This is a genomic window from Gilliamella sp. B3892 (genome assembly GCF_026536305.1).
Lineage (GTDB): Bacteria > Pseudomonadota > Gammaproteobacteria > Enterobacterales > Orbaceae > Gilliamella.
Genome location: NZ_JAFNOK010000002.1, coordinates 216,405 through 243,210 on the forward strand (window position 1 = coordinate 216,405; position 26,806 = coordinate 243,210).

Sequence of the window (26,806 nt, forward strand, 5' to 3'; positions counted from 1 at the left end):
ACATTCCTTTGAATTAAATTGATAACTTTGTTACACATCAAACCGTTATAACCATTGCTTTGCCCATTCGATCGGAATTTGATAATCAGCCGGCAATAATGGAATAAGTTTATCTAAAGAACGTATTAATTTTTCTGGCTGATTATGCGTTAAGTTAAGGTGCCCAACTTTACGCCCTGCCCTTACCTCTTTTTCATACCAATGCAGATGAACTAACTCATCAGTCAACCAATTGTAATTGAGGTGAGTACCAATTAAATTAACCATAACCGCCGGACTTGAAACATCAGGTTTAGGCATAGGTAAGTTTAATATCGCTCTCAGATGCAATTCAAATTGACTGATAGATGCGCCATTTTGAGTCCAGTGACCACTATTATGTACACGAGGTGCCAGCTCATTAATGAGTAGCTCATCACCTTTAACAAAACACTCCATCGCCATAACCCCAATATAGTTGAGTTTATGCATGATAGTTGCAAGCATTGTTTCTGCTTTAGTTTGTAGCTCCGGCGCTTGCTCCGCCAGTGCAACACTCATTTTTAATATGCCGTCTTGATGTAGGTTGTTGGTGAGTGGATAGAAGACAGTTTCACCTTGGGCATTACGGGCACCAATTAATGACATCTCTTTTTCAAATAAAATCGCTTGTTCAACGATAGCATGTTGATATATATCATCCGGTACATCAATTTCACTATTGATCCCAATGCGCCACTGTCCTCGACCGTCATAACCGCCGGTTCGACGTTTTACAATTAGTCGTTCACCCAACTGATTAAACAGTGTTTGCCAGTCCTGTTTATCATTAAGTGGGCACCATTTTGCTGTGGGTAATCCTAGTTCATCCAGTAGTTGTTTTTGGGTCAGGCGATCAGCAATAATTGGGAAGATATTTCGATTAATAAAGTGGGGATGATTAGCTAATAGCTGCGTAAAAGGGGTATCTGGCCAGCGTTCAATTTCGGCCGTAATGACTGAATGTTGATAAGGAATCGTTTTTGGGTCATCATCTAGCCCCACAGGAAAGACTTTAATACCTAATGGTTCGCCAGCTTGTCTGAGCATGCGCCCTAATTGACCATTGCCAAGCACACATACAGTTTGAGTTGTCATTTTATGCTTCTACTCTTGGATCAGGATTATTTAATACTTCATCGGTTTGGCTTAAGCGCCATGTCGATAATCGTTGATAAATGTCTTTATCATGTAATGCCAAAATTTGAGCTGCCAATAATGCGGCATTTGCTGCACCCGCTTTACCGATAGCTAATGTGCCAACCGGAATGCCTTTTGGCATTTGAACAATGGAATATAAACTATCTAAGCCATTTAATGCAGCGCTTTGTACAGGCACGCCCAATACCGGCACAAGCGTTTTTGCCGCTAACATACCGGGCAGATGAGCAGCTCCGCCAGCCCCGGCAATAATTACTTCAAATCCTCGTTGCTTTGCATCTTGAGCAAATTGAAATAATTTATCGGGTGTACGATGTGCGGAGACAATTTCGACATGATAAGTAATGGCTAATGCATCAAGGATATCAGCCGCATGTTGCATTGTGTTCCAATCACTTTTAGAGCCCATGACAATGGCTATTTTAGGTTGAATATGCATAGATATAGGTGTGAAGATATCAAGTGTTAAGTGTACGAAAGTATACACTAAAATTTAATTAATGAGGATAAAAAAAAGCCAGTATTTGGGGGTAACTATATTTGATTGGACAAACGTAACCTGTTCACCGTTTACGTTTTAAGGGCTTTGCCGTTAGCTGGTTTTGTTACTATAAATAGCCCAATAGGGTTGATATCCGCCGACAGCCGCCGGCGGCAGTTGTTTTTTAATTATGGTTTTATTGCGGCAACAATTTTGATTTCGATTAAGTATTCATCTTTCATTAATCCAGCCTGTACGGTACAGCGAACTGGTGCACTTCCTTTTGCCACCCATTCATCCCATGCTTTATTCATAGCGGCAAAATCACTTTTGTTCACTAAAAAAATGGTTACATCTAAAAGTTGTGATTTGTCGCTATTAGCTCTTGCTAAGATTTGATCAATCTCTGCTAATGCGCTTTTGGTTTGCGCATAAGCATCATTAATCAAGTCACTCGGTACACTGGTGTAATAAATAACATTATTGTGGATCACCGCTTCAGACCAGCGATCAGCCGGGTCAATTCGTTTTATGGTCATCATATTTTCCTTTTTTGATGAATAATTAAGAGACTTTAATAAAATCGGCTCGCAATTGTTTTATCTCATCACGTAGTACGCCGGCTTTTTCAAACTCAAGATTTTGTGCTGCTTCGTACATCATCGCTTCAAGCTCTTTGACTCTTGCTTGAACTTCTTTCACCGATACATAGTTATACGATTTACCCGGTTCAAAGGCCTGTACTTTAGCAGTAGATTTTTTCGTGCTCAATCCGGCATCTAAAATATCTTTGATCTCTTTACGGACTGATTTTGGTGTTATGCCATGCTCAGTGTTGAAATCTTCCTGTTTTTTACGACGACGAGCGGTTTCATCAATGGTTTTTTGCATGGCTGGCGTAATTTTGTCCGCATATAATATTGCTCGACCATTAACATTACGAGCGGCACGGCCTACCGTTTGTATCAATGAACTTTCCGAACGTAAAAAGCCTTCTCTGTCAGCATCAAGTATTGCGATAAGGGAAACTTCAGGAATATCGAGCCCTTCTCGTAATAAGTTAATACCCACTAAAACATCAACTTTACCCAGACGTAAATCACGAATAATCTCCATTCGTTCAACAGTATTGATATCTGAGTGTAGATATTTAACTTTAACATTATGCTCAGAAAGATAATCAGTTAAGTTTTCTGCCATACGTTTAGTTAAGGTTGTCACTAGCACGCGTTCATCGTTACGCATCCGGATTTTGATTTCAGATAGTAGATCATCGACCTGAGTCGCAACCGGTCTAACCTCAATAATAGGATCAAGTAGTCCGGTTGGTCTAACCACCTGTTCAATAATCTCTCCACCAGATTTTTCAATTTCATATTTCGCTGGCGTTGCCGATACATAGATCGTTTGCGGCATTATATTTTCAAATTCTGAAAATTTTAATGGTCGGTTATCTAATGCAGAAGGTAGACGAAAACCGTACTCAACCAAATTGAGCTTACGCGATCGGTCACCATTATACATAGCCCCTAACTGCGGTATCGCAACATGCGATTCATCAATAAATAATAAACCGTCAGCGGGTAGATAATCAAATAATGTTGCTGGCGGATCACCCGGATTACGCTGTGCCAAAAAGCGGGAATAGTTTTCTATCCCGGAACAGTACCCCAATTCGGTCATCATTTCGATATCAAATAAGGTACGTTGAGTTAATCGTTGTTCTTCTAAAAGACGATTATTATCTAATAGCACCTTTTGACGCTCTTTAAGCTCTTGCTTAATTTGCGCAATGGCATTATCCATGATATTTCTTGGCGTAACATAGTGCGTTTTTGGATAAATAGTAATGCGCGGCACTTCATTGATACTATTGCCAGTTAATGGATCGAACATGACTATCTTTTCAACTTCATCATCAAACAGTTCTACTCTTACCGCCAGTTCATCAGAATCCGCCGGGAAAATATCAATAACATCGCCTCTCACCCGAAACGTACCACGACTAAATCCGAGTTCATTTCGAGTATATTGCAACTCTGCTAATCGATTTAAGATTGAACGTTGATCGGTGATTGTTCCTCGAGTTAAATGCAAAATCATTGACATGTATGTTTCAGGCGCACCTAACCCGTAAATAGCTGAAACCGAAGCAACAATTACCACATCACGTCTTTCTAATAGTGATTTGGTGGCAGAAAGGCGCATTTGTTCAATGTGCTCATTAATAGAAGCATCTTTTTCAATAAACGTATCTGTCGACGGTACATACGATTCAGGCTGATAATAATCATAGTAAGACACAAAATATTCAACGGCATTTTCAGGGAAGAAAGCTTTCATTTCGCCATAAAGTTGCGCTGCTAATGTTTTATTTGGCGCAAGAATTATTGTTGGGCGATTATGTTTAGCTATCACATTGGCCATGGTGAATGTTTTACCTGAACCTGTAACACCTAACAATGTTTGATGTGCAATTCCGTCATCAAGGTTTTGATTAATCCTACTTATTGCTGCTGGTTGATCACCGGCAGGTTTGAAATCGGAACATAATTTAAATTTTCTCATTACATCGCAACCTAATATTTTACCTATTAATAAAAATTATCCCCAAAAAGACTTGACCTTTTCAAATCTTATATTTTTTGTGCATTTGATATAAAAACGCATAAGAATAATAACGAAATGATAACTTGATTTATGCTAACTTATTGATATATAACAATTTCACACTTCATGATTAAGTTGTAACCAAACCGAGTTAAAACCTGTTAGCCATTGAGGTCAGCACACTTTTCAATAATCTATTCACAGAGTTATCCACAGGCATCGGGGATAACTTCATAAGTATAACCTTTATAAACTTTTTTCATTTTTTCCGGTAAAATTTAACCATGACAAAAAAGTTTTTTTGATGATTTTTCCTATTTTTCAATTTCGGTTCAATAGGTTTTACCAAATACTTAATTTAATTTTTCAATTTTATATTGATAGCTAAAATCAACCTTGGGCACAAAAGTTAGTCGATGAGTGATGCATTTTGGCGCATCCTCGGCATGATGTGATACAAATAACAATTGTGTGTGTCCGTTATTGATTAAGCGATCAATCCAGCGTTTAACTAATTCTCGATTCAAATGGTCAAGCCCCTGTAAAGGCTCATCCAAAATCAATAAGGTTGGATGCTTCACCAGTGCTCGAGCAATTAATACCAGCCGTTGTTGCCCCCAAGACAGCGATTGAAACGGTTTATCCGCTTGCTGTGTTAATCCTAAAATTGATAACCACTCATCTGCCAGTTTCGACTGCTTATCACTAATGGCTTGATATACGCCAATTGAATCAAAATAGCCGGAAACTAATACATTTTTGACACTTGAACTAACACGATAATCCAGGTGTAAACTGCTACTCACATAACCAATATGACGTTTAATATCCCAAATCGTTTCACCGGTTCCCCGTTTACGACCAAATAAAGTCAGATCATTATTATATCCCTGCGGATGATCACCGGTAACCAAACTTAACAACGTTGACTTACCCGCACCATTAGGGCCAACAATTTGCCAATTTTCATGAGCTTTAACTTGCCAGTTTAAACCTGCTATGATGACTTTGTCGTCATATTGAACATGTCCATTAATCAGATTAATACGATCTAAGGTATCGGATAGCGGTGCAGGTGATTGCTCGGGATCGGGCAAATCTGCGTTAGGCAAACTTTCAAGATCAGCCAGTAGTTTTATTGTTTCATCGTCTAATATTGTGTCTTTTAGTCCAAATTTCAATAGCTGGCAATCGGCTAATAAGCCAATATAGTTAACAAAAAGAGGGATTTCATTAAAGCGATTTAAAATCAATATGATAGTAATGCCTTGCTTAGATAACTCGCTTAACTTTTCTGCTAAATTTTCTCGGGATAATTGATCCAGTCCATCAAATGGCTCATCTAAAATTAATAATTCAGGCTTTGACATTAATGTGCGGCATATTAAGGTTTTACGCGTTTCACCGGTAGATAGGTATTTAAAACGTCTATCTAAAAGATGAGCAATGCCAAATTGTTCTGCTAATTGCTGACAAAGTTTATCATCAACTGTTTTTTCTTGAATAATTTGCGCGGTAGTGAGTCCTGTATCATCCTCCCCTTCACTTAACATATCGGTATTATTACGTTTCCACTCCTCATCGATCAGTTTTTGTAGCTGTTCAAAAGAGATATGCGCTGAGGACTTAAATTGATTGTTAACCTGCCCGGACAATAATGGTTGTTCAGAAGCTAGCGCTTTTGCCAGTACTGATTTGCCACTGCCATTACGTCCAACAAAAGCAACACTGGTTCCTTTATCGATTGTTAAAGATTCGATGATAAACACTTTATAATCATTGATTTTATAGTGTGCATTTTCAATATGTAACATAACTACCTCAATAAACTAAACTAATGTTGCGACAATAATGTGTTGGGGATCAATAGATAACGTGATTTGTTTGCCTACCGTTAAAGCGAGAGGTTCAATTTCACAGGTTAATTTACTGGCATAGAGCATTAAACCCGACGGCAATGAAATAGCAATTTCGCTCCACTGCCCCTCTTTGGTTATTGTTTCTACTTTACCGAGTAAACAATTTTGGTAGCTATCATTAAATTCAATTAAAGGCGCTTTAATTAATAAAAGAACAGATTTATCAATGCTTAATTTCAATCGTTCAATACTTTGCTGGGTGATATAAGCTTTTAATTCTGTCTGCTTATCATTCAACTTAACATCGATAAAGCCAGCAATAGTGTTCGTTTCAATCTGCTGCACGCTACCATATAATTGGTTACGCGCACTGGTTTGTAAGGATAATTTTGCCGTTGTCTTTAAAATATCATCAAGCGGTATCTCATCATCACTTAATATTTGAAAAGCGTTATGCTGAAGTTGTGTCAGCAGATCATAAAGTTGAATAAACCTAACGCCATAAGCGCTTAATTTTGTCCCGCCACCATTTTTACCACCAGTTGCGGTAATCAAAAAAGGTTTAGGGGCTAATTGATTGATTTCATTGATAGCATCCCAGGCAGTTCTGTAGCTAATGCCAATTGATTTTGCCGCCTGACTTAGAGAGCCAGTGTGCTCTATCGCTTTTAATAATGCAATACGTCTTGCATCAGTAAATAATTGCTGATTGAGTTTTAATGTTAATAATATTTCTGGCGAGAACATCTTGCTAACCCTTGATAAGCTTTACAGCGACTTTTTGCCTACAGATTAATCTATTTTAGACGCTTTTTGCCTAGGGTTCAAAGTCTGTACTTGTTGTTGGTCATTATATGATAATTTGGTAAATATTGTTTTATTTATTCAATTTGATTAACTATTGATCTTTAATTGTACTTTATAAATTTTTTTGATAGCATCGTTATGTATTATTTTATATAACGATGCTGTGGTTAAGTGATTAATCAATTTTATCGTTAAATTGTTGTCATCATGGAATTTGTGAGGGATTAAATGAAAACATTAACTGGATTTATTTTTGGATTGACAGCTTTGATACTGTCGTTTTCGGCTCTAGCTACACAAAAAGTAACGGTTTTTGCCGCTGCTTCGTTAACTAATGCTATGCAAGATATTGCTACAGCCTATAAAGCAGAGCATCAAGATGCAGAAATTGTCTTTTCATTTGCTTCCTCTTCAGTTTTAGCTAAGCAGATTGAACAAGGTGCCCCAGCCGATATTTTTATGTCAGCAGATCAAAAATGGATGACATATCTTATCGATCATCAGTTAACCAAAAATAAAGAAGATCTATTAAAAAATAGTTTAGTTCTTATTGCACCAAAGCAAGCGAAAATTGATCAAGTCGATATTAATAAAGATACTAATTGGCAAGCCATTTTACCCAAAGGCGAAAGATTAGCTATTGGTGATCCTCAACATGTGCCAGCCGGACTTTATGCTAAAGAGTCGTTAACTCATTTAGGTGTGTATGATAAGCTAGCGCCACAATTTGCCCCTGCCAGTAATGTCCGTGATGCATTAATGTTAGTTGAACGCAATGAAGCGGCTTTAGGTATTGTTTATAGTACGGATGCTAAAGTAAGTGATAAAGTGAAAATTGTTGGTACTTTCCCGGCTGATACTTTTGAATCGATTGAATATCCTATAACAATGTTAAAATCGGAAGCTAATGATTTTTATCAGTACTTAAAATCACCACAGGCTAAGGCGATTTTCGAAAAATATGGATTTATCACTAAATAATCTATTTTATTATGATATTAACGCAATTTGAATGGCAAACCTTACTGCTAAGCTTGAAAGTTGCCGGTGCGGCAATTTTATTTAGTCTGCCACTAGGCATTTTAACAGCTTGGATTTTAGCCCGCTGTCAATTTTGGGGAAAATCTCTCTTTGATAGCGTTGTCCATCTACCTTTAGTTTTGCCACCTGTTGTGTTAGGTTATCTGTTACTTTTGACAATGGGGCGTCATGGGGTAATTGGCGAGTGGTTAAATCATTTTTTCCATATTAGTTTCAGTTTTAATTGGCAAGGTGCAGCGTTGGCCTCTGCAGTGGTTGCTTTCCCGTTAATGGTACGGTCTATACGTTTAGCCATTGAATCTATCGATATTCGTTTAGAAAATGTAGCACGTACATTAGGCGCTAGCTCGTTACGTGTATTTGTTACAATCACCTTACCCTTAGCTTTTCCCGGTGTTTTAATGGGTATTGTTCTCGGGTTTGCTCGCTGTTTAGGTGAGTTTGGTGCGACCATAACTTTTGTCTCAAATATTCAGGGCGAAACACGAACTTTACCATTAGCTATGTATACCTTGCTGCAAATGCCTAATGGTGAATCAGCCGCACTGAGGTTGTGCATTATCTCGATAGTGTTATCACTGGTTGCCCTATTCTTATCTGAAATGTTAAACCGCTGGCATAAAAAGAAGCTGGCAGGGTGATCGGTTATGTTAAAATTAGCAGTGAGCAAACAACTCTCTTCATTTATTTTTGAATTTAACCATACCATAAACTGTCAAGGCGTTACCGCTGTTTTAGGCGTTTCAGGTTCGGGAAAATCCACCTTAATCAATCTTATTAACGGGTTAATCAAACCCGATCAGGGCTTTATTCAACTGAATGATGAAACATTAGTTGATATTGAACAACGGCAGTTTATCTTACCGAATAAACGAGATATCGGTACGGTTTTTCAAGATGCTTTGCTTTTTCCCCATTTTACAGTTTCAAAAAATCTGACCTATGGCGCTAAAGGGATTAAGTCACCCAAATTTGATGAAATTGTTGATGTGCTTAACATCAGTGCCTTATTAAATCGTTATCCAGCAATGTTATCAGGCGGTGAAAAACAGCGTGTTGCCATTGGGCGAGCATTACTTACTAATCCCAAATTGCTGCTAATGGACGAGCCACTATCAGCATTGGATATGCCACGTAAAAGAGAATTATTGAGTTATATTGCCAAATTGGTTAGTGATTTTAATATACCTATTATCTATGTCACTCATAATATCAACGAAGTGAAGTGTATAGCAGATGAAATCGTCATTTTAGATCAGGGGCGATTACTTAATTTTGGAAAAACTGATGATATATTGCAAAGTGATTATTTAAAAGCGTGGTTATAAAGTGATACAGTTTCGCTGTTACTCTCTTGCTTAATGTACGAAACACCGTCATGCCAAGCGCCTAGAACGATTCTGCTAGCTTGACGACCATTAATTAAAAAGTGATGCGTAGCAGGTTTATGGGTATGACCATGTATCATAATATTAGCGTTATGCTGTTTCATCATTGCTTCAACCGCTTGCTGGTTAACATCCATAATGTTTTCAGACTTGACTTGATTATGCGCACTGCTTTCTTGCCGTAATTTTCCGGCGATTTTCGTGCGAATCGTGCGTGGTAACAGTAAAAAGAGCTTTTGCAACCACTTATTATGCATCACCTTACGGAATTTTTGATATTGCCGATCATCAATACATAGCAGATCGCCATGCAAAAAAAGAATATTTTGGTTTTGATTATCAATACAATTTACATCAGGCAATATCGTCATATCACACAATTGGGCGTACTTTTTTCCTAACAGAAAATCACGATTACCATGGACAAAAAATTTTTTGATATGGCGTTCTGTCAGAGATTGTAATGCGTCAGCCACTTTTTGATGTAACGGTGTATTGACATCATCACCAATCCAATAATCAAATAGATCGCCGAGTATGTAGAGTTCACAATGATCGGGGAGCTGCTCTAAGAAAGACAAAAAGCCTGCGGTGATATCGAAACAACCGCAGGCAGATGTATTGTCAGCAAGATGAATATCTGCAATAAAATAGCGTGTTGGATTATTCAACCGTAACACTCTTGATTAAAACCTCTTCCACAGGAACATCAGAATGCATACCGGAACGCCCTGTTTTGACAGCTTTAATTTTATCAACGACATCCATACCGTCTACAACTTCCGCAAAAACGCAGTAGCCATAGCCATTGACATCAGATGAACGGTAATTGAGGTAGTCATTATCGACCACATTGATAAAAAATTGCGCCGTAGCAGAATGTGGATCAGAAGTACGCGCCATAGCTAATGTACCACGATTATTTTTTAAACCATTATCAGCTTCGTTTTTGATTGGCGCTTTGGTTTTCTTTTGTTGCATATCCGGCCCGAAACCACCACCTTGAATCATGAAATTATTAATCACTCGGTGGAAGATTGTATTATCGTAAAAACCCTCTTTGCAGTATTCAATAAAATTTTTTACCGTTTCCGGTGCTTTATCTTCATGGGTTTTAATTTTGATATCACCGTATGAAGTGTGAAATATAACCATAAAATGTTCCTTATTTTCATTTTTATTTTATTTTACATCTAAAAAATCTGAAATCTTGTGACATGGTATTGCCCTATCGACTAACTAAACTTTTCACAAGCTTCGAATGTATTACTCATCAACATCGCTACCGTCATTGGGCCGACTCCACCTGGAACTGGGGTAATCCAACCTGCACGTTTAGCAGCTTCGTCAAACTCGACATCCCCCACCAATTTACCATTGGCTAATCGGTTAATACCAACATCAATAACAATTGCACCCGGCTTAATCCATTCGCCTTTCACGTAATTGGCAATTCCCACTCCGGCAACAACAATATCAGCATTGCTGACATGTTTTGCTAAATCAACAGTGCGAGAATGAGTGATAGTTGTTGTACATCCTAACAATAATAACTCCAGTGCCATTGGGCGCCCAACGATACTTGAGGCACCCACTACCGTTGCATTAAGACCCGATAGGTTTACTCCGGTTGATTCTAACATCTTAACAACACCATAAGGGGTGCATGGGCGTAAAATAGGGTCTCGCTGTAATAAATGACCAATATTATAAGGGTGAAAACCATCGACATCTTTACGTGGATCTATGCGTTCAAGCACCTTAGTTTTATCAATATTGTCCGGTAATGGGAGTTGAACTAAAATACCATGTACCTCAGGACGTTGATTAAGTTCATCAATTAGCGCTAATAAATCAGCTGTTGTAGAGCTTGGAAAATCATAAGCAAATGAAGCAAAACCAACATCATCACAAGCTTTTTGCTTATTGCTGACATAAATTTTAGATGCAGGGTCGGAGCCTACCTGTATAACCGCTAGCCCCGGAGGAGTTAATCCTTTTTCAACACGTGCTTTAACTTTACTCGCTATGTCATTGCGGATTTGTTGCGATAACGCTTTTCCATCAATTATTTGTGCACTCATAAGTCTTCATTTCTATGTTTACTGAAAATATTATTCTCGCAAAAGTTTTTATTAATGTCTATTCAGTTATGGTTGATTGGTTAAGTTCAGTCAATATTTGTTTATAATTTTGGTCAAAATTGGTTATAACTGAACAAATATTGGCTTCAAAAGTTTTAAGTTTAGGCTTTTGCGCCTTCCATTCGTTTTTGGAAATCTCTTTAATTGCACCCATATTTTTGAAAAAATTAAAATGCAAAATACTGCCACCGACCACATTATAAAAAATACGTTCGCCAATATCTTGTCCTTCTTTTTTTAGATTATTAAAATTTTCAAAGTGAAATTGAGTATTACCTTGTTCAGTGATAATGGCAGTATGAAGCAACTTGACCAAGCGTTTATACAATTTATTTAATTCACTTTTCAGCTCACTATCATCACTTAATTGATTTACTATAGCTTGATCAAAACTTGTCTTTATCTCAAGTAAAAGGTCTAAAGATTGTTGTTCAAGCTTAGGTAGCTGAATCCGAAAATCCTTTTGAAATTGGATTAATTTTTTTTGTAAGGCACGATTTGGCGTTATCGATTTTTGATTTAATATTACATTACCGTTTGGCAAAATAATCAAATCATCCTTTTTATTGTAAATATGCACACTCTCTTTGCTGATAGAGATGTCATAACTGGGTTTAACAGCACACTCTTTTTTAGCAGCATAGACACTCATGGGTAATAACAAAACGATTAATAATATTTTTTTTAACATATTTATATCCAATTAGTTAATTGCAACCGATTATAGCTTTCGCTTATCAATAAGCATAATAAATAATATTTATTTTTGCTATTTCAAGAAAAGTTTAGTTATAACAGGCTGACTAAAAAACAGTCTTTATTCTCTAATAATATAATCATATTATAAAAATAATGTTGCTGGCTGTTTCAAAAGTGCGATGAAATATATGAAAAAATAAGCAATCTAATTTTGGTGATCCACCTTAAAGCCTTTTTAACTTTCCAATTTGATTATCAATAGATATAATCTATTTAAACAAATATGTTTAACAACTTTTTTTTCTTTAAAACTAAAGTATAGTGAACATATCATTAATATCAATGAAAGAGGTGACAAATGTATACTGTAATTTTTGGTCGTCAAGGCTGTCCGTATTGCGTACGAGCGAAAGAGTTAGCCGAAAAATTATCGCAAGAACGTGATGATTTTTCTTATCGTTATGTCGACATTAATGCAGAAGGCATTACTAAAGAAGATCTTTCTAAAAGTGTGGGCAAGCCAGTTGAAACTGTGCCACAAATCTTTATTGATGAAAAACCAATTGGTGGATGCACTGACTTTGAAGCTTATGCTAAAGAGCATTTAGGTCTTTTCAAAGAGTAATCTTTCATCATCAAATTCTATTTAAAAGCCACTTAATTGTGGCTTTTTTTATCGCCCCGGTAACTTTTTCCATGTCACTTCGTTTCGTAAATAGGTGGGTTCAGCATCCTGTACATTTACCCACTCATTGTTTTGCCATTTTTGTTCAGCAATGACAATCAAATCTTGAGCATCGGGCAGTAAAACATCACTTTGTTTAATGTTCGTTAACATATCCGGATAAGTTTGCCAGCCAGTACCTGCACAATAAGTTGAGCTGGTTATCGTTTGTATTTTGTCACCGACTTTTTCAGGTGCAACAACGCAAGGAGTGATAACCGCTTGCCATTGATCATCGATATAATGGTATTGTCCTAAGTAGACCTCGTTCATTCTGGCATCGATTGCTGCAATTACATCGGTTGCTTGTTTGTTACGATATGCCCCTTGAGCTAAAGTCATTAACGTTGATACGCCTATCATTGGTTTATCAAGCCCCAATGCTAAACCTTGGGCAACCCCAATGCCAATTCGAACACCGGTAAAACTTCCGGGGCCTTGGCCAAAAGCAATAGCATCAACTTGGGAGAGTGAGCAGTCAGATTGGTGCAATATTTTATCTACCATAGGGAGTATTTGCTTAGTATGGTCTCTGGCTGAGATCATAAAATCTGAAGTGATTTCATTACGATAAAGTAAAGCGACCGAACAAGCTTCAGTTGAAGTATCAATTGCTAATATAGTACTCATTTTTTTCCCAAAAATTTTTGTCTTTTGTTAGTTCTTTGATAATAAGAAATTAATTACTTTATTTATATCTCGTGTTCTGGGTGAAGGCGGTAAACTATTAATAAATGTTGCACCGTATGGTCGCATGACCAGACGATTATCACAAATAATAATTGCACCACGATCATTATGGTGACGTATCAAGCGCCCGACACCTTGTTTTAAGGTGATCACCGCTTCTGGTAGTTGTACATCATTAAACGCATCGCCACCTTGCATTTGACAATCCTCCATACGCGCTTTAATAAGTGGATCGTCCGGAGATGTAAATGGTAACTTATCTATGATAACACATGATAGGGTATCGCCTCTAACATCTATCCCCTCCCAAAAGCTACTGGTAGCGATTAACAGTGCATTACCGCTGGCAACAAACTGATCTAATAATTTTACTTTGCTGGTTTCACCTTGAACCAGTACAGGTAATTGGGTCAGCTCTCTAAACTGCTTAGCCAATGCATTCATCATTGCATAAGAGGTACATAAAAAGAAACATCGCCCATTATTTGCTTCAATCACCGGCAATAGAATATTGACCAGTTTTTCCGCATTACCTTGTTCATTAGGTGAAGGAATATAGCGAGGCACACACATTATGGTTTGATGAGCATAATCAAAAGGGCTTTCTAATATTAATGAGTCAGCATTGGTTAAGCCTAAACGTTTAGTAAAATAATCTAATTGATTATTGACTGACAAAGTAGCAGAGGTAAATATCCAACTGCCTTTTCGTTCCGCTAATAATTCGGTGAACTTATCAGCAACCGATAATGGTGTTAATGCAAAGAGAAAGTAGTTAAGACTACTTTCATACCAATAACTATAGCCGGTGGTGTTGATCTCTTGAAGTCGTTTTAACAGCAAAGTATATTGGCTTACTCTATCAAAACAGTTATCGAGCGTTGAAGAACGACCAATAGCTAATAACATCACTTCGTGACAAAAGTTTAGCGCATCAAAAAGATAAGATAATTCTTGTTTTACAGCAGGTTGATTAAATAAAGTACGTAAATTACCTTTGGGTGCTTGCTGATTAATGACTAACCGTAAATCTTGAGTGCATTTTTGAAGTTTATCTGCACACTGTTGTAGTTGAGCCATGTCTTTGACTTCGGTGCGATAACAAAGGGTAATTTCTTTGGCTAAATCAAAAAGTTGTCTACTTGTTAATTGTTCGCCGAAATAATGACAAGCTAAATCTGGAAGTTGATGCGCTTCATCAAAAATCATCACATCAGCTTTAGGTATGAGTTCGCCAAATCCGGTGTCTTTTACTACCACATCCGCTAAAAATAGATGATGATTGACAACAACAACATCCGCATTTAATGCTCGCTTCCGGGCTTTGACGACATAGCAATCGTTATAATGTTCACAATCACTTCCAAGACAACTATCATTAGTGCTGGTTAAAATAGGCCAAATCGGATTATCCTCAGTAACCGTGGTGCATTTACTGATATCGCCATCTTTGGTTTTAATCGACCAGTTTTTGACCCTAGCCAAATCAACACGTAAATCTTTATTGAGATCACCGGCGGCGGCATATTGATGATACAAACGTTCTAAACAAAGATAGTTCGATCTCCCTTTCAGTAACGATATTTTACCCGTGTAATTTAATGCCTTTTTGATAATCGGTAGATCTTTACTAAATAGTTGTTCTTGTAAATTTTTAGATCCTGTTGAAAGTATCACTTTCTTTTCACTGCGCAAGGCAGGTACAAGATAAGCGAAAGTTTTACCCGTTCCGGTACCTGCTTCAACCACAAGAGCATGCTGTTTTTCTATCGATTCGGAAACTTTACTCGCCATGTTGCGTTGTGGCTCTCTTGCCACAAAGCCGTCTATCGCTTTAGCCAGTAAACCATTTTCTGCAAAATCATCAATCACTTAACATGCACCTGATAAAAAGATAAATTCAACACATTAATCAAAATAAGAAAATCTATTTAGGAATATTAAAACGCAATGAAAGTTGAGTACGTTCATTTATGCTGATATGAATTTATTTTATAGAATTGAAACAATTAACCACTTAAATAAGTGGCATACTATACCAATAACTGAAAGAAAAAGATATACAGGATTAGTTTACACATCGACTAAATCATAATTTTATGCAAAATAATCAATTGATTAAATATTACTGAAAGATGATTAATCGTTAAATCATAAACGTTTGGATAAGCCAATATTGTTTAATATTTCAATTAATTTTTCTCAGAGAGAGAATCGCATTTTATTTCAGCAATTTGGTTTTTAAATAGATCAAATAGTGACCTATCCCGGACAAATATTTGTTTTGTTTAAACATCAATCGAGAGTAAGCCCGTATTGATGAGGTTTTCTTTGCACAATAAAGTGGTAAACAATCATTTCGCCATGGGGATTGTTCTAAATAGTTGTCAAACAATCTGGAGCGATATGGCTGATGCCATGGCTTATTTTTAGTGATGTAATGGATAAGAACCGTATCTTGTGGCACATTGGCATCTTCATTACCATTAACCGATAATGCAAGCAAATTATTATACTTTTGCGGCAAGATAAATCTTTTTTCACCAATAGCAATATTTAACACATCTTGATCAGGAAATTGGTATTTTTCACCACTATTTAAAAGTTTTAATGTCTTAGATGTGATATCTTGCTGACACCAAAGCGGCACATTAATTAACATAACACCTGAATTGAAATACGTGCCAAATATAACATCATATTTAGCGCATTGCGATTGTTGCATATAGGGCATATCAGCAACAGCTGCTACAATAATAGAATCTAAATTAATTTGTTCAATTAAATCCAATTTGTTAATACAAAGCGTATCACTATCAATATACAATAATTTGGTAGCAATATCTTTTAAGATCATTGGCGCTATCAATCTTACGCAAGCGGCAATAGGAAATTGTTCGGTATTTTTTTTATCAATTTTAAACTGATCATTAATCACATATTCAGTTATAGCAACATCATTAGCTTTGATAAGAGAGAGTTTCTTTCTATTTTCATCATTTAGATTATGGGTAAAAAGATGAAAATGAATTGGCTGTTTTTGATTATTTTCAATAACCGAAATAATATCGACTCCAGCAGATAAAGCGTAGTTATCATCAAAACATAAAAGAATATGCAATACGTGTTTAGCATCTGAAAAAACACAAGACAATAATTCATTTTTTTTATTAATAAATGCATCAACATTAATCACAATCTAACCCTTAATGTTTTTTACAAGCTTTATGTTTTAGATAAAGGAGATAATATTTAATAGCGGCAAAATATTTGTGTTGACTGGCAAGTAATTTTGCATATCGTCTGGTTGTAGAAGGTGCATTTTCATTCGCTACTAACAATTTATCGTTTGCCCACGGTGAGGATGACAAATATCGTTGATAAAGTGGTGTTAAATATAATTGGTACCATGGTTTATTGCCAGTGACATAATGAATTATCACCGCATCATTGCCAATCACACTATCTTCTTTTCCGCCTACCGTTAATGAGGTAAGAATATTAAAACGTTTAGGTAAAAATACTGTTTTACCTTGCATCAAAATATTTAATACATCTTGATCAGCAAACTTATATACTTTACCGCTATTTATCATAGCAAACGCTTTATCGGTAAGATTATTATCTACCCACATATCAGTATTAATATAGATCATTCCGGCATTAAAATATTCACCGTAAGGGATATCACAAGCTGGGCATTGCTTTTCCTGTGTTTTATCAACATCAGGTACTACTGCTGCATATTTATCACTTAAGTCAGTGTGAATTAATTCATTGAGATTATTTGTACAAAGTACATCGCAATCTAAATATAAAACTCGCGAAGTCACTTTATTTAATATCTGAGGAACGACAAATCGTAAGCAGGTTGAGGCTGATACATGCAATACTAATGTATCAGGATTAATCGAAAAATCATCCCCAATTTCATAACAAATTATGCTAACATTATCGTTGTTTAGTTGATTAAATCTTGATATTTTTTCATTAGTTACATTATTAGCAAACAAATGGAATACCAGATTCTTATCCAAATTATTTGAGATAACCGAAGACATCGCTATTCCTGCTGGCATTGCATAATTGTCATCAAAACAAAATGCAATATGTGTGGTTTCTAAAGATGCTTGAGCATTTTCAAATAATGTAGTGATTTTTTTGATAAAAAGATTTTCTTTCATTTTTTACTAATATTTAAGGATGATTTTAGAAAATTTGAAATAACATTGTAACATACGTTAAATTAAACAATGAAGTAATAATCAATTTTATATTGACATATTAATTGGGTAATGACTAAATATCATAATAAGTTATTTAAGAGTGTCTGAAATGAATAATATTATTAATATCGCATATTGTACTGATTCAAATTATCTTGAACATGTAGGCGTGTCGATAAGCTCTATAGTACATAATAATCTCAATAATAATATTCATTTTCATGTTTTTTTGTATGATGTTTCGCAAGAGGAACAACAGAAGTTACAACAACTTAGCTCTTCAATTACGCTATATTCAATTCCTGTAGAGGAGTTGACAAAATATTCTGATACTCAAAATAACAAAGTCAAACATATCAATCGGTCGATGTATATACGACTATCAGTTCCCAGACTATTAAATGGTATTGTTGATAAATTCATTTATCTTGATGCCGATACTTTATGTTTTGCTGATATTTCTTCAATTTTAGATATCAATATAGATTCAGTGATATGTGCTGTAACGCCCGATTCATTGGATAAACAAAATATGTTGAAAAATCAGGAAAGACTTCAACTTAATTCAACCAAATATTTTAACTCAGGCCTTTTATATATTAATGTTCATAAGTGGATTGAGTTTGATATTGAAAACAAAGTTAATCAGATACTACTTTCTTCTGAAAACAAAAATCTAGTCTATCCTGATCAAGATGCTTTAAATATCGTATTAGAAAATCAAGTTCTATGGATAGATCCAAAATGGAATTATTTATTTACCTGGATGAATGATAAGCAAAAAGAGACATTTTTTTACGATAAAGCGTCTTTACCGTGCATAATTCATTTCACTGGTGCAAGGAAAATGTGGTATCAAGAACACACCGGACTTGCACAAAATTTGTATAATTTTTATAAATACTTCACCCCTTGGGCAAATACCCCTCTTAAAAGTTATAAGCATAAAATGCGGGTTAATGATTATCGTATTTATGCTAAGTCCTTTTTTAAGAAAGGGCAATTTTTTACAAGCCTAAAGTATTTTCTTACTTATATTAAGTTAAAAATAGTGAAAAATAATTAAACTAGTTTTCTTAACAAATATAAATAATAGAATTTAATCGATAAGCTAAATTGTTTTTCTTTGAAACAGTGTTTTGCATAATTGCGTAACCATGATTTCTTTAATGCAAGCGGTCGAGGAGTATTGTTCCAAGGCGATAGAGCATGATAGCTTTGAAATAACTGAGAGTTAAATGTCTGATACCATGGCTTGTATCCAGTAACATAGTGTAATAACACGGTGTAAGGTGCTATCGCTTTTTCTTCATTACAAGGGAAAGTAATATGAATTTTAGTATTATATTTGATAGGTAATAATAATGTTTTATTCTCTAGCAAAATATTTAAAACATCCTGATCGGCAAAGTGATAAATATTTCCGTCGTTGACCTTCTCAATACATTTATTAGTAAGATCATCTTGCATCCATTTTTCAGAATTTATCAATAAAACTCCTGAATTAAAGTATCTTTCAGAATCAATATTATATAATTGCTTTATTTTGTTTTGCATCGGCTTATCATCGGATATCACCGCAGCAACATAATTTGAAATATCAGTATTATATAATTCTGAAATAGGCTTCAAACAAAGAATATCACTATCGATATAGAGAAATTTCTTAGTTTGTGAATACAATAAAGCCGGTAAAATAAAACGAACACAGGATACAGCTGATAAATAACCAAGTACTAATGTATTGGGATTAATTTCAAAATTATCATTTAAATAATAGATTTTAATAGTGACTTGTTGATTAACTAATTCTTTAAACTTAGCTATATTTTCTAATGAAACATTATCGACTAAAAGATGAAAACAAAAACATGAAGAGCTATTGTTTTTTATCACAGAAGTTATTGTTACCCCAGCAGGCATTGCATAATTATCATCAAAGGCTAATGCTATGTGCAACATATTTGAATTTGGTTCATTACTTTCTGAAAAAGTCTCCATTTTATTTACAAATTTCTTCCAATCAAACATACATCATTCTCAATTAATTTTTCTATCTGAATAAAGTTCTTACCACTTATAAATAATCGTTTAAAATAAATTGATAATTTATAGAAAGGATTTTTACATTGTGCTAATATTTTAGAATATAAAGTGAACATTTGAAACCATGCTATCATACAAAGTTACAAAAGAAATAATAAAAATCATAACTTTTCCTATTTTTCTATCTCCGGTTAGAAAAAAAGTTAAAAATTACCTAAAAAACGAAGTTTTTAATCTGCCTTATCGTAAGCAGAAAGAATTTTATGATCATATTGTTAAATATTGTAGTCATACTGCTCAAATCAATTGCGAAGCAGCTTTTACCCCTCCGGAGCAATTACCGATATGGCAAATTTGGTTTCAAGGTGAAGCTAGCGCACCAAATATTGTTAAATTGTGTTTCGAAAGCGTGGAAAAGTATGCTGGCGACCGTAAAATTATTCGGCTAACAGAAGAAAATTATCTTGATTATATTGAGTTGCCAGAATATATCATTGAAAAATATAAAAAAGGCATTATCACGCCAGTACATTTATCAGATATTATTCGAGTTTGCTTATTGGCAAAATATGGCGGTACTTGGATTGATGCGACAGTTTTATTAACTCATAAGATACCACCCCAAATTCTTCAATCCAATTTTTTTGCTTTTCGCATTACTAAAGACAGTGCTTGGTTTGATTGCCACACATATCTGGCATTTGCTAGTTGGTTTATGCATTCTCAACCTAATAATAACTTAATGTGTAGTGTGAGAAACGCCCTTTTTGATTATTGGAAAAATGAAGATAAAATTATTGATTACTTTCTAATATATTTTATTTTTAGATGCCTCATTGATGAGCACAAATGTTTAGCAGATGAATGGAATGCCTCAATTAATTTAATTGAAGAACCTACTCACCTAATGCAATTATCTTTTAATGAAGACTTTTGCTTAGAAAAATTAGAAGAAATAAAAAATAAATCTTCTATACATAAATTAACCTATCGTTATAAAGATAAAGTTAATGGCTCATTTTTAGATAGGTTTTTTAAAGAAAAAGATCTGTTTTATTAAATCTTTCTTGCTCCTAATCTTATTTTTTAGCTATTGATTTTAGGATATAATAACGATAAATAACTATTAATAATTTATTGATATGTATAATATACAAAGCTTCATTGCATCAACTGAGACTATTGCTAAAGCCTCAAACCCAAATTTTTCAACTTTACACATTGCTTTAGGATTCGATGATAATTATGCTATGCCAGCTGGCATAACGATCACTTCAGTAATTAATAATACTTTAGATGTTAATTTGCACTTTCATTTATTTATTGATCAAGTAAGCGAATCAAATATTGAAAAATTTAAACAGCTAGCCGGAGATCGAATTACAATTACAACTTATAGGATTAATAATAATTTTGTCATAAATCCTAAAACTTTAGTTCTTCATATTTCGAATGCTTCAACATGTATTCGTTTTATCATACCGGAATTGTTAAATTCAGTAACTGATAAAGTCATTTACCTTGATAGCGACACGATTTGCTTGAAATCATTAGTACCCCTTGCTAATTATAATATTGATGATTATATAGCCGGCGTAATAAGCGATAGCAAAGATATGCAAGAAGCAATCAGCAAAATGTATAGTTTAGATTCAAGCAAATATTTTAATGCGGGTGTATTATTAATTAACACTAAAAATTGGTGTGAAGCGGGCATTACCGAAAAAGCGCTAAATTTGATTAATGACGGTAATGTTTATAAATTTGCTGATCAAGATGTCTTAAATATTTTGTTGGAAAAGAAAACTTTATTATTACCTATTAAGTTCAATACTAAAATAAAGATTTCTATTGACGCGCATCAAGAAAAAAATATAAAACCTTATACGGTGGTATTACATTATATCTCACAAAACAAGCCTTGGTATAAAGTTTACCAGTCGGAAATTTTCCAGCACTATTTACAGCAATCGCCATGGAAAGATGTAGAATTGCCTTTAAGTGGTAATAGTTCTTCTGTAAGAAATTATGCGAAGTATTTGATGAATCTAGGTAAGTATACATCAGCTTTTTATTACTATATCATATATTTGATATACAAATTTTATAATAATAAATAAAAGGGATAATTTAGCAATGATTGTGAAGAACACTAATTTAACAGTTATTATACCCTGTTACAATGTTGAGTCATATATTGCTAATTGTTTAGATTCTTTAGTTAATCAGACTTGTTTACCAGAAGAAATAATTTGCGTAGATGATGGTTCAACAGACAAAACTGAAGAAATACTAGTTAGATATGCTGCTAAGCATAAGCAAATAAAAATAATTTCTCAACCTAATTTAGGTGTAAGTGCTGCTCGAAATACAGGTATTGAAGCAGCTTCTAAAGATTATGTAATGTTTGTTGATTCAGATGATATAGTTAATACGAACTTATTTAATGAATTTAAAACATCACTAAAAAATAATCCTGAATTAGAATTATTTTACTTTAACTATACATCTTTCAAAGATGAGAAATCTTTGCCTTTGCTTACTGATCTGTCACTAATTGAAACCCCTAAAAAATATTTTGATAGTGGTATAGAGTTATTAGATTTTTTGCTAGAAAAAGAAAATTACTCAGGGGTGACCTGGCAATATATTTTTAAACGTTATTTATTTAAAGAAAAATTCACCGGGAGAATACACGAAGATCATAAAGTTTCTTTAGCGATTCTTAAAAACGCTCATATTTCATGTTATTTTATGAGCAAATTAGCCTATTTGCATAGAAGTCGCCTTTGTTCGCTGTCATCTAATCAACATGTAGATTATAAAAATACTTGTATTTTAAGGGATGTATTGGTTGATTGTTTTGATACGATTAAAAACCTTCCTATATCATCTAATGCTAAAAATAACTACTTTTTTCGGATGAATGTTACTTATTTAGAATTATTACTTAAATCGAGTTACAATTATTCTATTCAAGAAAGAGAGAGTATAAAAAAAGATTTAGGTTTATTAAAAATTACTATTAGAATGCATAGAAATAATAAAAGAAAAATAATTCAAAACATTTGCTATGCAATCAAATTTTCCAAAAAAAATAGGTGTTCAATAAATACGAAATTAATATTATTAAAATATGCCGTAACTAAAAAACACCCATATACTAATATTGATAATGAAAATTTTTATTATTCAACATTAAGCCAATATTAATTTATTAATTCAGACCTATTTTTCAAATTGTATAGATTTTTGTAGACCCCATTTTTATTAATGAGTTCATTATGGTTACCTTGCTCTACAATTTGGCCATTATCAATGACTAAGATAATATCAGCATTTTCAATTGTAGATAGTCTATGCGCAATAACTATTGCGGTTCTCCCAATTTGTAAGGCATCTAAAGCTTTTTGTATAACCTGCTCTGATTCTGTATCCAATGCTGATGTAGCTTCATCTAAAATCAATATAGGACTATTTCTTAAAAGTGCTCTAGCTATTGAAATTCTCTGTCTTTGACCGCCTGACAATAATATACCGCCTTCCCCGACTTTAGTATTAAATCCATCTTTAAATTCCATAATAAAATCATATGCGTAGGCTTTCTTTGCTGCTTCTTCAATTTCTTCTTGAGTATATTCACCAATTTTGCCATAAGCAATATTATTGGTTATCGTATCATTAAATAAGTGAACATTTTGGGATACTAGTCCTATTTGATTTCGTAAACAATATAATGTTAAATCTTGGATATTATAGCCATCAATTAAAATTTCCCCTTCAGTAATATCATAGAATCGGGTTAATAAGCTAGCTATAGTTGTTTTACCTGATCCGGAACGACCAACCAACGCAACAGTGTCGCCCGCTTTTATATTAAAATTAATGTTACGTAGAGCTAAGTCTTGTCTAGTTTCATAACCAAATGAGACATTATTAAAAATGATTTCACCTTTAACTCTTTCAATATCAATTGTACCTTTATCATCTTCTATAGGCTGTTCTAAAATAGCAAATAATGTCTGACAAGCTGCCATTCCTTTTTGGAAGCCGGCATTAACACTAGTTAGATTTTTAATTGGTTGCATTAGTGCAACTAGAGAAGAAAACACTACAGTAAACTCACCAGGAGTAATATTTAAATCAGGATTACTTGCTGTTACAAGAACAAAAGCAATTGCAAAAGAAATAACTAATTGAACAATAGGAGTAGATAAAGCAGATATGGAAGTTAATTTCATTCCATCCCTACGGAATTTGTTATTCACTTTATTAAAGTTTTTTGATTCTTCTTCTTGAGCGCCAAAGACTATGATCTCTCGGTGCCCTTTTAACATTTGCTCAACAGACATAGTTACATTGCCCATTGAGTTTTGCATATTTTTTGCTAGCTTCCTAAATTTCACCGATATAAAAGTAATTAATCCAATTACGACAGGCGTAATAATGATCAAAGACAAGGATAACTGCCAACTGTTATAAAACATAGTATAAAATAGGCCGCAAATAAAAGCTGATTCACGAATAATTGTAATTAATGCATCTGACGATGAAGCAGCCACCTGATCTGTATCATAAATAATTCGGGATAATAATCGTCCTGTTGAATTTTTATCATAATAACTGACTGGAGCATCAACGAAATGGTTAAATAACTTTTGGCGGATTTTCATTACAATTTTTCCAGAAACAAAAGCGAGAAAAACAGAATAACCATAATTTGCAACGCCTCGTAAAAATACCAAACCCAAGATATAAATAGGTGCCATAAATAAAAAATCTTTATCATTCATGGTGAAACCTTTATCAAGTAACGGACGTAATAAAGCAATTAATGAAGTATCAGCGAATGCACTAACAATTAATAAAATAACTGATAAAAATAAAACAAATTTATATCTTAAGATATAAGGAAAAAGTTTTAAAAAAGTTTTCCAAGTTGATGAGTCTTTATCAATATCGCTATACTTGTCATGATTATTTTGATTTGTATTCTGTTTCATTAGTCATTTTTTCAAATTATGAGTTAAATTGCATTTTATGCATTTGTGCATAAATTCCATCTAAATCGATCAATGATATATGATTGCCATCTTCAACAACTTTTCCATCATCAATCACTAGAATTCTATCTGCCTTTTCAATTGTTGATAAACGATGGGCGATTATAATTGACGTACGATTTTTTTGAAGGATTTCAATCGCATCTTGAACTAACTTCTCGGATTCATTATCTAAAGCTGAAGTTGCTTCATCGAGAATTAATATAGGATTATTTCGTAAAAGTACTCGAGCAATAGCTATTCTTTGTCTTTGCCCACCTGATAAAAGAATCCCATTATCACCAACTTCTGTATCTATACCTGATTCTAATTTATCGATAAACTCCATTGCATTGGCTAATTTAGCTGCTTGAATAATATCTTCACGACTATATTTATCTTTTTCACCATAGCTAATATTTTCTGCAATAGTCCCATTAAATAAATGTACCCGTTGGGAGACATAACCAATTTGATGACGCAGTGACTTTAACGTATATTCTTTAATATCAATTGAATCTAAAAGAATTTCACCTTGTGATACATCATAAAATCGTGGAATAAGGTTTGCGATAGTAGATTTACCTGCACCTGAACGCCCAACTAAAGCAATTGTTTGCCCAGCTTGTATATTTAGAGAAATATCATTTAGTGCAGGAGTATTTCGAGTCGGATATGTAAAAGTTACATGTTTAAATTCAATATTGCCTTTTATATTATTAGCTACAATAGTTCCCTTATCATCTTCTAATGGAGAATTCAAAAGTCCAAATAATGACTCGCAGGCCATCGAACCTTTTTGTAACTCCACATGTAAACTGGTTAATTCTCGTAATGGGCGCATAACAGCCACCATAGCAGAGAAAACAACAGTAAAAGATCCCGGTGTAATATCTAAGCTTTGATTAGCAACTAAATATAATACAAAACCTAACCCTAATGTGGCAATCAATTGTATAAGAGGTGTCGATAATCTGGATATAACTTCAATTTTTAACATTCCTCTACGAAAACCGTCATTAAGTTTATAAAAATTATTTTTTTCGTATTTTTTTGCATTGAATATTAAAATTTCTTTGTGTCCTTTCAACATTTCATCACTTGCAATCGAGATTTGCCCCATACCTTGTTGCATAGATGCAATAGTTTTTCTGAATCGTTTAGCAATGAATTGAGCAATAAAAATAATTAAAGGCACAAGAATAATAAGTACTGATGCTAACTTCCAACTACCATAAAGCATAACGATACATAATCCAACTGCATAAGCTATCTCACGGATAAGTATTATTAATGCATCTGAAGAAGCCTTTGATAACATTTGTGTATTATATGTGATAACAGAAACAAGCCCGCCAACAGATTGTTGATCATGAAAACTAACCGGGCTTTTTACTAAATGATCAAATATCATCTGTCTAAAATTTGTTATTACTTTACCTGATAACCACGAAAGGCAATAAGTAGAAGCGTAATTAGAAATTCCTCTTAATCCGATCAACCCAATAATACCAAAAGCAATAGTTATCAATAGTGCATAATTTTTCCCCATTAGCCCGTTGTCTAATAATGGTTTAGTTAATGATATTAAAGTAGCATCGGTTGCAGCATTTAGTAGCAACCCGAAAATAGCTACAAACAATGCTTTTCTATAAGGTTTAATGAATGGCCAAAGCTTTTTAAGAGTCGTGTAAGAGTTATATTTTTGAGACATTGCGAACACTATGACGTAATAACAATTGTACTTATTATACTATAAATGTAACTATTGAAGTTAGTTTTATTAAAAATTTCGTATTTATAATTAGATAAAGAATATTAAATAAAGTTTATATCTTCGCATTATTTATATTTAACAACAAAAAAAGCT

At 34.1% G+C, this 26,806-nt stretch carries 25 protein-coding genes; 8 read left to right on the forward strand and 17 right to left on the reverse strand.

Features of this window, described 5'->3' with window-relative positions; genetic code table 11:
* Positions 1-45: 45 nt before the first annotated feature.
* From purK to J3U74_RS03675, 6 genes are all read right to left on the reverse strand, one after another.
* Complete coding sequence (purK, locus tag J3U74_RS03650) at positions 46-1,116, reverse strand: 5-(carboxyamino)imidazole ribonucleotide synthase (RefSeq protein ID WP_267328734.1); 1,071 nt, start codon at positions 1,114-1,116, stop codon at positions 46-48.
* Between the two features lies 1 nt (position 1,117).
* A complete protein-coding gene (gene purE, locus J3U74_RS03655) occupies positions 1,118-1,618 on the reverse strand; it encodes a 5-(carboxyamino)imidazole ribonucleotide mutase (protein WP_220219244.1) in 501 nt (166 codons plus the stop codon).
* 230 nt (positions 1,619-1,848) lie between these two features.
* Complete coding sequence (locus J3U74_RS03660; protein ID WP_220219623.1) at positions 1,849-2,199, reverse strand: RidA family protein; 351 nt, start codon at positions 2,197-2,199, stop codon at positions 1,849-1,851.
* A gap of 25 nt (positions 2,200-2,224) precedes the next feature.
* Complete coding sequence (gene uvrB, locus J3U74_RS03665) at positions 2,225-4,228, reverse strand: excinuclease ABC subunit UvrB (protein ID WP_267328733.1); 2,004 nt, start codon at positions 4,226-4,228, stop codon at positions 2,225-2,227.
* 395 nt (positions 4,229-4,623) lie between these two features.
* Positions 4,624-6,084 (reverse strand): molybdate ABC transporter ATP-binding protein ModF, encoded by a 1,461-nt coding sequence (gene modF / locus J3U74_RS03670; protein ID WP_267328732.1) that lies wholly within the window; start codon positions 6,082-6,084, stop codon positions 4,624-4,626.
* A gap of 15 nt (positions 6,085-6,099) precedes the next feature.
* On the reverse strand, positions 6,100-6,876 hold the full coding sequence (locus tag J3U74_RS03675) for a TOBE domain-containing protein (protein WP_267328731.1): 777 nt from the start codon (positions 6,874-6,876) through the stop codon (positions 6,100-6,102).
* Between the two features lie 288 nt (positions 6,877-7,164).
* Between J3U74_RS03675 and modA the strand changes: the two genes are divergently transcribed.
* From modA to modC, 3 genes are read left to right on the forward strand one after another with little or no spacing between them, the layout of a single operon-like run.
* Positions 7,165-7,917, forward strand: a complete 753-nt coding sequence (gene modA / locus J3U74_RS03680; protein WP_267328730.1) for a molybdate ABC transporter substrate-binding protein — start codon at positions 7,165-7,167, stop codon at positions 7,915-7,917.
* A gap of 11 nt (positions 7,918-7,928) precedes the next feature.
* Complete coding sequence (modB, locus tag J3U74_RS03685; protein WP_220219239.1) at positions 7,929-8,618, forward strand: molybdate ABC transporter permease subunit; 690 nt, start codon at positions 7,929-7,931, stop codon at positions 8,616-8,618.
* A 6-nt stretch (positions 8,619-8,624) separates the two neighbouring features.
* Positions 8,625-9,305, forward strand: a complete 681-nt coding sequence (modC, locus tag J3U74_RS03690) for a molybdenum ABC transporter ATP-binding protein (RefSeq protein WP_267328729.1) — start codon at positions 8,625-8,627, stop codon at positions 9,303-9,305.
* On the opposite strand, the gene J3U74_RS03695 is transcribed toward modC, so the two are convergent.
* From J3U74_RS03695 to J3U74_RS03710, 4 genes are all read right to left on the reverse strand, one after another.
* Entirely contained in the window at positions 9,284-10,036 is a 753-nt protein-coding gene (locus J3U74_RS03695; protein WP_267328728.1) for a UDP-2,3-diacylglucosamine diphosphatase, read from the reverse strand. The genes modC and J3U74_RS03695 overlap by 22 nt on opposite strands.
* Positions 10,029-10,520 (reverse strand): peptidylprolyl isomerase B, encoded by a 492-nt coding sequence (gene ppiB, locus J3U74_RS03700; RefSeq protein ID WP_267328727.1) that lies wholly within the window; start codon positions 10,518-10,520, stop codon positions 10,029-10,031. Before ppiB ends, J3U74_RS03695 begins: the two co-directional genes overlap by 8 nt.
* A gap of 80 nt (positions 10,521-10,600) precedes the next feature.
* Complete coding sequence (gene folD / locus J3U74_RS03705; RefSeq protein WP_220219235.1) at positions 10,601-11,449, reverse strand: bifunctional methylenetetrahydrofolate dehydrogenase/methenyltetrahydrofolate cyclohydrolase FolD; 849 nt, start codon at positions 11,447-11,449, stop codon at positions 10,601-10,603.
* 58 nt (positions 11,450-11,507) lie between these two features.
* A complete protein-coding gene (locus tag J3U74_RS03710) occupies positions 11,508-12,200 on the reverse strand; it encodes a hypothetical protein (RefSeq protein WP_267328726.1) in 693 nt (230 codons plus the stop codon).
* A gap of 366 nt (positions 12,201-12,566) precedes the next feature.
* Between J3U74_RS03710 and J3U74_RS03715 the strand changes: the two genes are divergently transcribed.
* Entirely contained in the window at positions 12,567-12,833 is a 267-nt protein-coding gene (locus J3U74_RS03715; protein ID WP_034912061.1) for a GrxA family glutaredoxin, read from the forward strand.
* Between the two features lie 48 nt (positions 12,834-12,881).
* Here the strand turns inward: J3U74_RS03715 and tsaB are convergent, their stop codons facing one another.
* The 4 genes from tsaB to J3U74_RS03735 all read right to left on the reverse strand — a co-directional run bounded on the left by tsaB (position 12,882) and on the right by J3U74_RS03735 (position 17,806).
* The gene (gene tsaB, locus J3U74_RS03720; protein WP_267328725.1) at positions 12,882-13,562 is read right to left on the reverse strand and encodes a tRNA (adenosine(37)-N6)-threonylcarbamoyltransferase complex dimerization subunit type 1 TsaB; all 681 of its coding nucleotides are present in this window, start codon (positions 13,560-13,562) and stop codon (positions 12,882-12,884) included.
* A gap of 27 nt (positions 13,563-13,589) precedes the next feature.
* Positions 13,590-15,494 (reverse strand): ATP-dependent DNA helicase, encoded by a 1,905-nt coding sequence (locus tag J3U74_RS03725; protein WP_220219232.1) that lies wholly within the window; start codon positions 15,492-15,494, stop codon positions 13,590-13,592.
* Between the two features lie 349 nt (positions 15,495-15,843).
* On the reverse strand, positions 15,844-16,818 hold the full coding sequence (locus J3U74_RS03730) for a glycosyltransferase family 8 protein (RefSeq protein ID WP_267328724.1): 975 nt from the start codon (positions 16,816-16,818) through the stop codon (positions 15,844-15,846).
* A gap of 10 nt (positions 16,819-16,828) precedes the next feature.
* Complete coding sequence (locus J3U74_RS03735) at positions 16,829-17,806, reverse strand: glycosyltransferase family 8 protein (protein WP_267328723.1); 978 nt, start codon at positions 17,804-17,806, stop codon at positions 16,829-16,831.
* A 151-nt stretch (positions 17,807-17,957) separates the two neighbouring features.
* On the opposite strand from J3U74_RS03735, the gene J3U74_RS03740 reads away from it, so the two are divergent.
* The gene (locus J3U74_RS03740; RefSeq protein ID WP_267328722.1) at positions 17,958-18,914 is read left to right on the forward strand and encodes a glycosyltransferase family 8 protein; all 957 of its coding nucleotides are present in this window, start codon (positions 17,958-17,960) and stop codon (positions 18,912-18,914) included.
* Here J3U74_RS03740 and J3U74_RS03745 read toward each other — a convergent pair.
* Complete coding sequence (locus J3U74_RS03745) at positions 18,911-19,879, reverse strand: glycosyltransferase family 8 protein (RefSeq protein ID WP_267328721.1); 969 nt, start codon at positions 19,877-19,879, stop codon at positions 18,911-18,913. The two genes, J3U74_RS03740 and J3U74_RS03745, sit on opposite strands and share 4 nt — an antisense overlap.
* 139 nt (positions 19,880-20,018) lie before the next feature.
* Here J3U74_RS03745 and J3U74_RS03750 point away from each other — a divergent pair, with 139 nt between their 5' ends.
* From J3U74_RS03750 to J3U74_RS03760, 3 genes are all read left to right on the forward strand, one after another.
* Positions 20,019-20,954, forward strand: a complete 936-nt coding sequence (locus tag J3U74_RS03750; RefSeq protein ID WP_267328720.1) for a capsular polysaccharide synthesis protein — start codon at positions 20,019-20,021, stop codon at positions 20,952-20,954.
* Between the two features lie 82 nt (positions 20,955-21,036).
* On the forward strand, positions 21,037-22,014 hold the full coding sequence (locus tag J3U74_RS03755) for a glycosyltransferase family 8 protein (RefSeq protein WP_267328719.1): 978 nt from the start codon (positions 21,037-21,039) through the stop codon (positions 22,012-22,014).
* Between the two features lie 16 nt (positions 22,015-22,030).
* Positions 22,031-23,107, forward strand: a complete 1,077-nt coding sequence (locus J3U74_RS03760; RefSeq protein ID WP_267328718.1) for a glycosyltransferase family 2 protein — start codon at positions 22,031-22,033, stop codon at positions 23,105-23,107.
* On the opposite strand, the gene msbA (J3U74_RS03765) is transcribed toward J3U74_RS03760, so the two are convergent.
* Together msbA (J3U74_RS03765) and msbA (J3U74_RS03770) are read right to left on the reverse strand one after the other, a co-directional pair.
* On the reverse strand, positions 23,104-24,897 hold the full coding sequence (msbA, locus tag J3U74_RS03765; protein ID WP_220219224.1) for a lipid A export permease/ATP-binding protein MsbA: 1,794 nt from the start codon (positions 24,895-24,897) through the stop codon (positions 23,104-23,106). The two genes, J3U74_RS03760 and msbA (J3U74_RS03765), sit on opposite strands and share 4 nt — an antisense overlap.
* A gap of 16 nt (positions 24,898-24,913) precedes the next feature.
* Entirely contained in the window at positions 24,914-26,650 is a 1,737-nt protein-coding gene (gene msbA, locus J3U74_RS03770; protein ID WP_267328717.1) for a lipid A export permease/ATP-binding protein MsbA, read from the reverse strand.
* Positions 26,651-26,806: the final 156 nt, after the last annotated feature.

What these genes read in the sequence shown, in the direction of transcription:
- purK (WP_267328734.1), bottom strand. Translation starts at nt 1,116, where the DNA reads ATGACAACTCAAACTGTATGTGTGCTTGGCAATGGTCAATTAGGGCGC.
- purE (WP_220219244.1), bottom strand. Translation starts at nt 1,618, where the DNA reads ATGCATATTCAACCTAAAATAGCCATTGTCATGGGCTCTAAAAGTGAT.
- J3U74_RS03660 (WP_220219623.1), bottom strand. Translation starts at nt 2,199, where the DNA reads ATGACCATAAAACGAATTGACCCGGCTGATCGCTGGTCTGAAGCGGTG.
- uvrB (WP_267328733.1), bottom strand. Translation starts at nt 4,228, where the DNA reads ATGAGAAAATTTAAATTATGTTCCGATTTCAAACCTGCCGGTGATCAA.
- modF (WP_267328732.1), bottom strand. Translation starts at nt 6,084, where the DNA reads ATGTTACATATTGAAAATGCACACTATAAAATCAATGATTATAAAGTG.
- J3U74_RS03675 (WP_267328731.1), bottom strand. Translation starts at nt 6,876, where the DNA reads ATGTTCTCGCCAGAAATATTATTAACATTAAAACTCAATCAGCAATTA.
- modA (WP_267328730.1), top strand. Translation starts at nt 7,165, where the DNA reads ATGAAAACATTAACTGGATTTATTTTTGGATTGACAGCTTTGATACTG.
- modB (WP_220219239.1), top strand. Translation starts at nt 7,929, where the DNA reads ATGATATTAACGCAATTTGAATGGCAAACCTTACTGCTAAGCTTGAAA.
- modC (WP_267328729.1), top strand. Translation starts at nt 8,625, where the DNA reads ATGTTAAAATTAGCAGTGAGCAAACAACTCTCTTCATTTATTTTTGAA.
- ppiB (WP_267328727.1), bottom strand. Translation starts at nt 10,520, where the DNA reads ATGGTTATATTTCACACTTCATACGGTGATATCAAAATTAAAACCCAT.
- folD (WP_220219235.1), bottom strand. Translation starts at nt 11,449, where the DNA reads ATGAGTGCACAAATAATTGATGGAAAAGCGTTATCGCAACAAATCCGC.
- J3U74_RS03710 (WP_267328726.1), bottom strand. Translation starts at nt 12,200, where the DNA reads ATGTTAAAAAAAATATTATTAATCGTTTTGTTATTACCCATGAGTGTC.
- J3U74_RS03715 (WP_034912061.1), top strand. Translation starts at nt 12,567, where the DNA reads ATGTATACTGTAATTTTTGGTCGTCAAGGCTGTCCGTATTGCGTACGA.
- tsaB (WP_267328725.1), bottom strand. Translation starts at nt 13,562, where the DNA reads ATGAGTACTATATTAGCAATTGATACTTCAACTGAAGCTTGTTCGGTC.
- J3U74_RS03735 (WP_267328723.1), bottom strand. Translation starts at nt 17,806, where the DNA reads ATGAAAGAAAATCTTTTTATCAAAAAAATCACTACATTATTTGAAAAT.
- J3U74_RS03740 (WP_267328722.1), top strand. Translation starts at nt 17,958, where the DNA reads ATGAATAATATTATTAATATCGCATATTGTACTGATTCAAATTATCTT.
- J3U74_RS03745 (WP_267328721.1), bottom strand. Translation starts at nt 19,879, where the DNA reads ATGTTTGATTGGAAGAAATTTGTAAATAAAATGGAGACTTTTTCAGAA.
- J3U74_RS03750 (WP_267328720.1), top strand. Translation starts at nt 20,019, where the DNA reads ATGCTATCATACAAAGTTACAAAAGAAATAATAAAAATCATAACTTTT.
- J3U74_RS03755 (WP_267328719.1), top strand. Translation starts at nt 21,037, where the DNA reads ATGTATAATATACAAAGCTTCATTGCATCAACTGAGACTATTGCTAAA.
- J3U74_RS03760 (WP_267328718.1), top strand. Translation starts at nt 22,031, where the DNA reads ATGATTGTGAAGAACACTAATTTAACAGTTATTATACCCTGTTACAAT.
- msbA (WP_220219224.1), bottom strand. Translation starts at nt 24,897, where the DNA reads ATGAAACAGAATACAAATCAAAATAATCATGACAAGTATAGCGATATT.
- msbA (WP_267328717.1), bottom strand. Translation starts at nt 26,650, where the DNA reads ATGTCTCAAAAATATAACTCTTACACGACTCTTAAAAAGCTTTGGCCA.